At 72.6% G+C, this 9273-nt stretch carries 11 protein-coding genes and 1 pseudogene; 5 read left to right on the top strand and 7 right to left on the bottom strand.

Going from position 1 to position 9273, the window contains the following annotated elements; translation table 11 throughout:
- Positions 1 to 499: VWA-like domain-containing protein (locus ACOV8S_RS27950; protein WP_448321240.1), on the top strand; the 499-nt coding region annotated here is incomplete at its 5' end.
- 498 nt (positions 500 to 997) lie between these two features.
- Here the strand turns inward: ACOV8S_RS27950 and ACOV8S_RS27945 are convergent.
- Positions 998 to 1636, bottom strand: coding sequence for a hypothetical protein (locus ACOV8S_RS27945; protein WP_448321338.1), 639 nt, complete (start codon positions 1634 to 1636; stop codon positions 998 to 1000).
- 129 nt (positions 1637 to 1765) lie between these two features.
- Complete coding sequence (locus ACOV8S_RS27940; protein WP_448321238.1) at positions 1766 to 2224, bottom strand: MarR family winged helix-turn-helix transcriptional regulator; 459 nt, start codon at positions 2222 to 2224, stop codon at positions 1766 to 1768.
- 213 nt (positions 2225 to 2437) lie between these two features.
- On the opposite strand from ACOV8S_RS27940, the gene ACOV8S_RS27935 reads away from it, so the two are divergent.
- Together ACOV8S_RS27935 and ACOV8S_RS27930 are read left to right on the top strand one after the other, a co-directional pair.
- A complete protein-coding gene (locus tag ACOV8S_RS27935; RefSeq protein WP_448321237.1) occupies positions 2438 to 3679 on the top strand; it encodes an MFS transporter in 1242 nt (413 codons plus the stop codon).
- Positions 3680 to 3767: 88 nt separating this feature from the next.
- Positions 3768 to 4598 (top strand): aldo/keto reductase, encoded by an 831-nt coding sequence (locus tag ACOV8S_RS27930; protein WP_448321236.1) that lies wholly within the window; start codon positions 3768 to 3770, stop codon positions 4596 to 4598.
- Positions 4599 to 4607: 9 nt separating this feature from the next.
- Here ACOV8S_RS27930 and ACOV8S_RS27925 read toward each other — a convergent pair whose 3' ends face one another.
- Positions 4608 to 5735, bottom strand: a complete 1128-nt coding sequence (locus ACOV8S_RS27925) for a lipid II:glycine glycyltransferase FemX (protein ID WP_448321234.1) — start codon at positions 5733 to 5735, stop codon at positions 4608 to 4610.
- A 134-nt stretch (positions 5736 to 5869) separates the two neighbouring features.
- Between ACOV8S_RS27925 and ACOV8S_RS27920 the strand changes: the two genes are divergently transcribed.
- Positions 5870 to 6271, top strand: coding sequence for a CoA-binding protein (locus tag ACOV8S_RS27920; protein ID WP_448321337.1), 402 nt, complete (start codon positions 5870 to 5872; stop codon positions 6269 to 6271).
- Between the two features lie 10 nt (positions 6272 to 6281).
- Here the strand turns inward: ACOV8S_RS27920 and ACOV8S_RS27915 are convergent, their stop codons facing one another.
- The 4 genes and pseudogenes from ACOV8S_RS27915 to ACOV8S_RS27900 form a co-directional block, all read right to left on the bottom strand.
- Entirely contained in the window at positions 6282 to 6815 is a 534-nt protein-coding gene (locus tag ACOV8S_RS27915; protein WP_448321232.1) for a hypothetical protein, read from the bottom strand.
- Positions 6816 to 6902: 87 nt separating this feature from the next.
- On the bottom strand, positions 6903 to 7532 hold the full coding sequence (locus tag ACOV8S_RS27910; protein ID WP_448321231.1) for a maleylpyruvate isomerase family mycothiol-dependent enzyme: 630 nt from the start codon (positions 7530 to 7532) through the stop codon (positions 6903 to 6905).
- Positions 7532 to 7675 carry a hypothetical protein gene (locus tag ACOV8S_RS27905; protein ID WP_448321230.1) on the bottom strand — a complete coding sequence of 48 codons (144 nt, stop codon included), beginning with the start codon at positions 7673 to 7675 and terminating at the stop codon, positions 7532 to 7534. The genes ACOV8S_RS27910 and ACOV8S_RS27905 overlap by 1 nt, the downstream gene beginning before the upstream one ends.
- A 50-nt stretch (positions 7676 to 7725) precedes the next feature.
- A pseudogene (locus ACOV8S_RS27900) lies at positions 7726 to 8449 on the bottom strand (CNNM domain-containing protein); the annotation flags it as partial.
- 159 nt (positions 8450 to 8608) lie between these two features.
- On the opposite strand from ACOV8S_RS27900, the gene ACOV8S_RS27895 reads away from it, so the two are divergent.
- Positions 8609 to 9273, top strand: a 665-nt coding sequence (locus ACOV8S_RS27895) for an oxygenase MpaB family protein (RefSeq protein WP_448321228.1), incomplete at its 3' end; no start/stop codon positions are given.

Raw genomic sequence — 9273 nt, 5'->3', positions numbered from 1 at the left:
GGACTACACGTACGGCCGCCCGTCCCGCCGCTCGGCCGGGCTGCCCGGCGTCGTCCTGCCGAGCCTGCGGCACCGGCCGCCCAAGGTCACCGTGGTCGTCGACACCTCCGGTTCGGTGAGCGACACCGAACTCGGCAGCGCCCTGCTCGAGGTGGCCGCCATCACCCGGTCGCTCGGGGGCCGCCGGGACCTGGTGAGCGTGATCAGCTGCGACGCGGCCACGCATCGGGTGGGGCCCCTCTGCGCGGGGGAGGGCATCACACTCCTCGGCGGAGGCGGCACCGACCTGCGGGCCGGGTTCGACACGGCGCTCAGGGCACGGCCCCGCCCCGACGTCGTGGTCGCGCTGACCGACGGCCAGACGCCGTGGCCCGAGTCCCGGCCGCCCTGCCGCACGATCGTGGGGCTCTTCCCCCGCGCCCCGCACTACTCGGAGAACGACCCCGAGTACACGCCCGACCTTCCCCCGGCGTGGGCCCGGGTGGTGGAGATCGGGTAGCGGGCGGATGCCGGCACCCGGGGACGCGGGCGGTCGTGCGAGGACGGATCCGGCCGGGGCGGTCCGGCGAAGGTGAGAAGCGGGTCAGAGGTGGGGCCGACGGCACCGCCGCCTCTGGCGCGGGCTCGCCGGCGGGGCTATAGATGCATGTCGCATCTAATTCGGGCCGCCCCCGCGGACGGCCGATCACGCCCGTCGGGACGTAGGGTCACGACAGTTGCCGGCCGGGGGGCGGGTGGCGCGCCGCACGGGTGCGTCACCCGGCCCTCGGTGCGGTGACGGCCCCGTGGCGCGAGGGGCGGATCACCCCGGTCGAGGCGCCGCCGTGGAGCGCTGCGGGTTCTGCCTGCCGTCGTCGGCCATGTGTCCCCGGTCATGTGTCCCCGGTGCCGGATCGACGTCCGGGCGAGCGGTGTCCCGGAGACGACCGGCAGGCCCGCAGCGCGCTGTGGCGTCGGCGGTGGGGGAGGCGGACGCCGTGCCCGGGAGCCCGGTGGGTCAGGTAACCGGTGCCGGTGCGGGCGTCAGGTCCAGTGCCCGCGCCAGGGCGGCGGTGACGGTGGCGGCGTGTGCCGGCAGGTGTTGTTCGGCCCAGGTGCCGGCGAGGCCGAGGAAGTCCCGCAGATCTCGCTCCGCGCCGGCGACGAGCCCGCGTACCTCGTCCACCGACAGCTCGACCACCGGGCTGCCGTCTGCCTCGTCGACGTCGAAGGTCAGCCGGACGACGTCGTCGACGCGTTCGGCCATCGACGACGGATCGTGGCCGAAGGAGGTGCAGCCGGTGCCGTCGAGTACCTCCAGCCAGTCCCGCCAGGTCTCCAGGCCGTTGCAGCAGCCCGGTTCGACGAAGACCGTGCCGGTGGCGGTCCCGGTCACCCGGAATCCGCCGGAGGCGAGCAGATAGGGCAGGGTGAGCAGCCCGTGCAGGAACGCGCCCAGCGGGTCGGTCGGGCGCGGCCCGTGCTCCTCCTCCGGCTCGAAGTCGTTGCAGCGGGCGATCTGCGTGACCGCCCTGCCGACCTCCGTCGGCGTCAGCTCCCCGTGCAGCACCAGGTAGCCGTACGCCTCGTACTCGCCGACCGGCCAGAGCGCGAAGCCGTCGGCGGCGTAGACCTCCAGAACGGGCCGCATCACCATCACAGGCGGATGGTGCCGAACCCGTTGCTCCACCGCCACGCACTTTCTGCCGTCGACCGGCGTCGCGCACGCGGCGTGCTGCCCCTGCGGCGCGTCGGGCCGTCCCTCAGGCGGCGGGGAGGACCGGTCTCACGCGGTGGCGGCGCGGGCCGACTCCACCACGCGCACCAGCGGCTCCAGCCGGGCGTCGCGCGACGCGTCGTCGAGAGCCGCGCGCAGGGCGGCCTCGTGCGTCGGCCGGGCCTCGGTGAGCAGGGCGAGGCCGGACTCGGACACGTCCGTGTAGATGCCGCGGCGGTCGGTGGGGCAGAGGTAGCGCGACAGCAGGGCGCGGTCCTCCAGGCGCGTCACCAGCCGCGTGGTCGCGCTCTGGCTCAGCACGACCGCCTCGGCGACCTGCTTCATCTGCAGGTGGCCGCCCGGACCGTCGTGCTGCCGGCTGAGGACGTCCAGCAGGGAGTACTCCCGCGGACTCAGCCCGTGACGCTGCAGCGCGCGCTCGAGGTGGGACTCGATCCTGCCGTGCAGGAGGGAGAGCGCGCACCAGCCGTCGGCGAGGGCGGTGAGCGAGGGGTCGGTCGCGGTCACGCTGACCTCCTACGGGGCAAAGGGGTCGGTCGGGTCGGGAGAGGTCCGACGCGGACGTCCGGCGGGCCACCAGGGGACCGCCGGGCGACATCAATCCTTCCATACAGGGGTTACCCGGGGCCAGATTTAGCCCGCGCTTGCAATTATACCGCGCATGCAACTAATGTCGTCGCCTGTAACCACCCCCCGCAACGTATCGTCTGGGAGAACCCCATGCCTCTCGCGCTCCTGGCTCTGGCCGTCGGGGCCTTCGGGATCGGCACCACGGAGTTCGTGATCATGGGCGTGCTGCCCCAGGTCGCGGACGACTTCGGCGTCACCGTCCCGACCGCCGGCTGGCTGGTCACCGGCTACGCGCTCGGCGTTGTCCTCGGCGCCCCGCTGCTGACCGTGCTGGGCACCAAGGTGTCCCGCAAGAAGATGCTGATGTTCCTGATGGGCCTCTTCGTCGTCGGCAACGTCCTGTCCGCCGTCGCCCCCGTCTTCGGGCTGATGCTCGCCGGGCGGATCGTCGCCTCGCTGGCCCACGGCGCCTTCTTCGGCATCGGCTCCGTGGTCGCCGCCGACCTGGTCGCCCCGCACCGCCGGGCGTCCGCCATCTCGCTGATGTTCATGGGTCTGACCGTGGCCAACGTCGTCGGCGTCCCCGGCGGCACCTACCTCGGTCAGGCAGCCGGCTGGCGCACCACCTTCGCCGCCGTCGCAGCGCTCGGCGTCGTCGGGCTGCTCGGCGTCGCCCGCCTGGTCCCCGAGAGCGGACGCCCGCCCGCCGCCGACGTCCGCGCCGAGTTCGCCGCCTTCCGCAACCCCCAGGTGTGGCTGGCGATGGCGATGACCGTCCTCGGCTTCGGCGGGGTCTTCGCCGCCATCACCTACGTCACGCCCCTGACGACCGAGGTCACCGGCTTCGCTGAGTCCTCCGTGACCTGGCTGCTCGTGCTGTTCGGCCTGGGCATGTTCTTCGGCAACCTGGCCGGCGGCAAGCTCGCCGACCGGGCACTGATGCCGTTGCTGTTCACCGCGCTGGCCGCGCTCTCGGTGACCCTGCTCGTCTTCACGGTCACCGCCCACCACAAGGCGCTCACCGCCGTCACCCTGACCCTGATCGGCGCCCTGGGCTTCGCCACCGTGCCGCCGCTGCAGAAGTGGGTGCTCGACCAGGCGTCCGCGGCCCCCACCCTGGCGTCCGCCGCCAACATCGGCGCCTTCAACCTGGGCAACGCGCTCGCCGCCTGGCTGGGCGGCCTGGTGATCTCCGGAGGTCTCGGATACACCGCCCCCAACTGGGTAGGCGCGATCCTGGCCGCCTCCGCCCTCCTGCTCTCCCTGCTGGCGGCCCGCATCGACCGCCGCTCCCGGCGCACCGGTGCCGCCGGCCGGGTCGTGGCCGGCTCGGGGGGACCCGCCGCGCCGGGCCCGGCGGCAGAAACGGCGCCGCAGCCTGCGAGTCTGTGACGACCCCCGTCCGGGCGCCGTCCGCCTCCCGTCCCGTCGTCCGAAGCCTTTCGTCCGCATCACCGGAACCCACGCAAGGAAACGCACCATGAGCACCCGCTCCGTCCCCACCGTCACTCTCAACAACGGCGTCGAGATCCCCCAGTTGGGCTTCGGCGTCTTCCAGGTCCCCGACGAGGACACCACCGCGGCCGTCACCGCGGCCCTGGAGGCCGGATACCGCTCGATCGACACCGCCGCGATCTACGGCAACGAGGCCGGCGTCGGCAAGGCGATCGCCGACTCCGGCATCGCCCGCGAGGACCTGTTCGTCACCACCAAGCTGTGGAACTCCGAGCAGGGGTACGACGCCACCCTCCGCGCCTTCGACGAGAGCCTGGCCAAGCTGGGCCTCGACCACGTCGACCTGTACCTGATCCACTGGCCCACCCCGGCCCGTGACCTGTACCTCGACACCTGGCGCGCCTTCGAGCGGCTCGCCGCCGACGGCCGGATCCGCGCCGCGGGCGTCTCCAACTTCCAGCCCGCGCACCTGCGGCGGCTGCTCGAGAACAGCTCGCTGGTCCCCGCCGTCAACCAGATCGAACTCCACCCCGCCCTGCAGCAGGCCGAACTGCGCGCCCTGCACGCCGAGCTGGGCATCGCCACCGAGGCGTGGAGCCCGCTGGCGCAGGGCGCGGTGCTGAAGGAGGAGGCGATCGTCTCCCTCGCCGAGCGCCACGACCGGACGCCCGCGCAGATCGTGCTGCGCTGGCACCTCCAGCTCGGCAACGTGGTGATCCCGAAGTCGGTCACCCCGGCGCGCATCGCCGAGAACATCGACGTCTTCGGGTTCACCCTCGACGACGAGGAGATGGCCTCGCTCGCCGCCCTCGACCGCGGGCTGCGCACGGGCCCCGACCCGGACGAGTTCAACTGACCCGAGCGGTCAGGCCCCGCGGTGGGCGATGTACAGGTCGAGTGCCCTGTGGAGGACCTTGCTGAGCGGGTAGTCCCACTCCCCGAGGTACTCGACCGCCTCGCCGCCCGTGCCGAGACGGTGGCGCAGCAGCGCCAGATGCTGCTCGTCGCCCGCGACCGAACCGGTGATACCGCGCAGGTCGTAGAGGGTCGCCCCCATCTCATGGGCGTCCGACATCATCCGCCACTGCAGCGCATGGTCCGGACACACGTCCGTCCGGGTGTTTGGCGCGGCCCCATAGGCGTGCCACACATGCTCGCCGACGGCGAGCATCAGGGCCGCCGCCTGGTCCTCGCCCTCGAAACGGGAGAAGTAGACCCGCATCCGGTCCGGGTGCTCGTTGCGCAGGGCGATCCACATGCGCTGGAAGTAGGCGAGGGGCCGCGGGATCAGCCCGTCGCGCCCGGCGGCCTCGGCGTAGAGCCGGTGGAAGGCGGCGAGGTCCTCGTAACCGCCCCGGACCACCTCCACCCCGGCCCGCCACGCCTTCTTCGCGTTGCGGCGCCACTCCGGGCTGTATCCCGCCTGGACCTCCCGCAGCGGCCGGTCCCCGAACGGCACCTGGAACACGTACCGCGGCTGGTTGACGGCGGCGCTGTCCTCGCCCTCGGCGGTGACCGGCCGCCAGCCCAGCCGGTGCAGCCGCTCGGCGAGCTCCCGCGCCGCCGGGTCCTCCGCGGAGGGCGGCACCTCGCGCAGCCACCGCACCTCCGGATCGGCGACCGCGCCCCGCACCGTGCCCGCGTCCCAGCGGCGGGCGACCACCGGCGGACCCATCCGCACGGTGAAGGCGCCGAGGTCACGCAGGTACTCGATCATCGGGTTCAGCCAGTCGTCGAGGTCTTCCGAGGCCCAGTCGACGACCGGTCCCTCCGGCAGGTAGGCGAGGTACCGCCGCACCTTGGGCAGCGCGCGCAGCAGCACCAGCGCGGCCCCGACCAGCCGGCCCCGCTCGTCGAACCACCCCAGCGACGCCGAACGCCAGTCGCTCTTCACCTCGCCCCAGGAGGGGATCTGCAGGTGGCTCACCGACGACTGTCCCGCGACGAAGGACAGGTGCTCCTCGCGGGTGATCGCTCGCAGGAGGTACTTCATGGTGGTGCCGCGCTCCTTTGTTCGACACCAGCGTATGCGTAGGGAATGGTTTCGCTTCCCCCGAGGTTCGCCATGGACGAGGCCCCACGACGAGGAGGATCCCTGTGAGCGACGCGACGGACACGACCACGGACATGACCGCGGACACGGTCCGCAGGATCCTGACCGAGCTGGGCGACACCTGGGCCGTCGTCGGCCTGTCCGACAACCGGGACCGCGCCGCCTACGGCGTCGCCCAGGTCCTGCAGCGCGCCGGCAAACGCGTCGTTCCCGTCCACCCGAAGGCCGAGACGGTTCACGGGGAGCAGGGGTACCCTTCCCTCGACGCCATCCCCTTCGACGTCGACGTGGTCGACGTCTTCGTCCGCTCCGACCTGGCCGGCGAGGTCGCGGACGAGGCGGTGGCGATCGGCGCGAAGGCGGTCTGGTTCCAGCTCGGCGTCGTCGACGACGCGGCGTACGACCGGGTGCGGGCGGCCGGTCTCGACATGGTGATGGACCGGTGCCCGGCGATCGAGCTCCCCGCCCTCGGTTGAGGGACCGCGGTCAGGGCAGATCCGGAAACAGCGCCAGCCACCTCCGCGCCGCGTTCCTCACCGGGCTCCCGGTGGGCAGGTGTTGCTCGACACGCCGCGCGGCGTTGAGCATGTTCTTGACGCGTCTCAGCCGCAGCATTTCCGCCGGGGGAAGCGTTCGCCAGTCGGCCGCCGCGGCGGAGAGGTCGTCGTAGGACGTTCCGCAGCCCTCCGTGATGTACCGGAACAAGAGTTCCGGGTCCCTGTCCGGATCTCCGGGATCGGGCCCCAACGCCTCGATCGCGGCCGCCCTCAGCCGGACGATATCGACGTCCTGCTTCGCTTCGCCGCCGGGTGCGCCGACGTACTTGTTGGTGACGGCCGTGGCGGCCAGACGGGCCCAGCGCAGGCGGACCGTGTCGCTGAGGTCCGGCTGCCTCATCCGGGTGGTGCCCAGTTCACGCAGCGCCTCCCAGATCTGCTCCTCAGGGCGGACGTCCGCAGGGTGCGCGGCAAGGCGTTCCAGGCGGTCCAGCGGAACCAGGCTGATGTCCGCGTTCCTCACGTCCTCCTCTCCGCCGCCGTCCCGGTTCTCGGAGGAAGGGGATGTCCGTGCGTTCAAAGGCCTGGCGTCCTTTCCGATCCGTGGGCTTCAGGGAGCTGTGAAGAGCAGGGGGAAGCGCAGGCCCAGCCACGGTTTGCGGCCCCGGACGACGACCTTGGCGCGGGCCATGACACCGAGTGTGGTCCAGCGGCCCAGGGCGAGGAGGAGGAAGGCGACGGGGTCGATGGAGATCGTGCAATCGGGCCGCCGGGGCGGGGTGTCGGTGACCGTCGGCACGCCCTCGACGAAGGTGACGGCGAAGCGGTCGCTGCCGATGCGCAGCGCATAGCAGGCATGGTGGCCGGCCGCGCCGGCGTTCACCACGCGCGGCATGGCCAGTCGCATGAAGGGCAGCGTGAACGCGACGACGTCCCGGTCGACCATGTGCGGCCCGCGCAGCGCGACGGCGATGTCGTAGCCGTGCCCGAGCAGGTGCGTCAGCAGGTACGAGCCCAGGGTGGCCATGTCCATCGGCCCCATGGGGGTCAGCACCGCTTCCCGTGGACCGCGGCGGGACGCGGCCGAGACGAAGGCACGGGCCTTGTCGGCGATCTCCGCGCCGAGGACCGCCGGGTCCCGCTGTGCGAAGGCGGCCAGAGCCGCACGGTTGGCGGTGGCGAGGCCGCTCGGCGTTCCGTCGCCGTAGGGACGGTCCTCGCCCGCCCCGATGTCCGCCATCAGCCTCCCCGCCGCGCGAGGTGCGCCGCCGCCTCCCCCACCGTCCACTCCGCGCCCGGCAACGGCGTCCGCGGGTCGGCCCCGGCGCCCAGCAGCGCCGCGATCCGGTCGGCGGTGGTGACGATGGCGTCCTCGGGTGTCATGAACGCGATCGTGTACGCGCTCGGACGTCCTGTCCAGGGCCCGGTGGGACTCAGCTCGTCCGCGGCTGCAGGAGCCGGGCCAGGAGGTCGTCCAGGGTGACCATGCTGGTGGGGCGGCCGCTGGCGTCCCGCACCACCACGAGCGATGCCCGGTGCCGGCGCAGCAGCACGATCGCCTCGGCCACCGTGGCCTCGTCGGTCAGTTCCGGTACCGGGTGGGCCAGGGCCCGGGCGTCGGTGACGCGCCCACGGGAGCGGGCCACATGGCGTCGCGCGCGTGGATCGAGCCGACGAACGCGTCACCGGCGCGGACCAGCGGCCGGGTGCGGCCCGCGGCCGCCGCGACCCGCAGGATCTCGTCGACGTCGGCGGCGGTGTCGACCGAGGTGATGCAGGCGCTCGGCACCTGCAGTGCGGCGACCGGGGTCTCGGGCTCGGTCAGCGAGCGGGTCAGCAGTTCGCCGTCCGTCTCGCTGATCAGGCCGAGCCGCCGGGACTCCACCACCAGGGGGTGAGCTGCTCGCGGTTGTGGACGGAGGCGAGCTCCTCGCGCGGGGCGACCCGGCACAGCCGCACCAGGGCGTTGCTGAGCGCGTTGAGCAGCCGGATCAGCGGCCGCACCGTCCGCACCACGGCCCGGAAGGGCGGCGAGAGCAGCATGGCGGAGCGCTCCGGGTGGGCGATCGCCCAGGACTTGGGCGCCATCTCGCCGATCACCATGTGGAGGAAGACGACTACGACCATCGCCACGGCGAACGCGATGCCGTAGCTGAGCCCGTGGAGCGACCTCGCGTGACGGCGGCCCACGACCCCTGACCGGGCCGGAAGCCAATCGGATCCGGAAGCGGGCGCACCAGCTCGTGGGCGCTCCCCATCTCCCATGCGGCCCTCTACAGTTGGCAGTCGGGTCACGGCGGCGGAGGGACGACCGAAGTGGGCGCGAAGCGCTACGACCGGCTCAAGGAGATCCAACAGCTCGACCCCGACCGGGACTTCCTCGCCATCTACCGGCTGGTGGCCGCCTACGAGTTCCCCTGGGACCACACCCGTGCGCTGGAACTCGCCCTCTACCGCACCTACGCCGTCCCCTCCATCGGACGGCTGCTCGCCGAGACCGGGGAGATGACCGACCGGTCCCAGAAGCGGTACGACGACACCTCCCTCCTGCTGGACGCCGTCGTGGAGCACGGCTTCGACAGCGAGGAAGGCCGTACCGCGATCCGTCGCGTCAACCGCATGCACCGCAGTTACGACATCTCCGACGACGACATGCGGTACGTGCTGTGCACCTTCGTGGTGACGCCGGCCCGCTGGCTGGACACCTTCGGCTGGCGCCCTCTCACCGACCACGAGCGCCGCGCCACCGCCAACTACTACCGCGCGCTCGGCGAGCGCATGGGCATCAAGGAGATCCCCCGCACCTACGAGGAGTTCGAGAGCTTCCTCGACTCCTACGAGGCCGCCCACTTCGCCTGGGACGAGCGCTCCCGCCAGGTCTCCGACGCCACCCTCGCCCTGATGGCCTCCTGGTACCCGCGTCCCCTCGCTCCGCTGCTGCGCGCCGGAACCGTGTCCCTCCTCGACGAGCCGCTGCGCCG

The sequence above is a fragment of the Streptomyces sp. CO7 genome, from assembly GCF_053474865.1.
The sequence above is the reverse complement of the archived record's forward strand: the minus strand, read 5'-3'. Positions and strand labels throughout refer to the sequence as shown.

Bases quoted from the DNA above. Each gene is read 5' to 3' on its own strand.
- ACOV8S_RS27945 (WP_448321338.1), bottom strand. From the start codon at position 1,636: ATGGTGATGCGGCCCGTTCTGGAGGTCTACGCCGCCGACGGCTTCGCG.
- ACOV8S_RS27935 (WP_448321237.1), top strand. From the start codon at position 2,438: ATGCCTCTCGCGCTCCTGGCTCTGGCCGTCGGGGCCTTCGGGATCGGC.
- ACOV8S_RS27930 (WP_448321236.1), top strand. From the start codon at position 3,768: ATGAGCACCCGCTCCGTCCCCACCGTCACTCTCAACAACGGCGTCGAG.
- ACOV8S_RS27925 (WP_448321234.1), bottom strand. From the start codon at position 5,735: ATGAAGTACCTCCTGCGAGCGATCACCCGCGAGGAGCACCTGTCCTTC.
- ACOV8S_RS27920 (WP_448321337.1), top strand. From the start codon at position 5,870: ATGACCGCGGACACGGTCCGCAGGATCCTGACCGAGCTGGGCGACACC.
- ACOV8S_RS27910 (WP_448321231.1), bottom strand. From the start codon at position 7,532: ATGGCGGACATCGGGGCGGGCGAGGACCGTCCCTACGGCGACGGAACG.
- ACOV8S_RS27905 (WP_448321230.1), bottom strand. From the start codon at position 7,675: ATGACACCCGAGGACGCCATCGTCACCACCGCCGACCGGATCGCGGCG.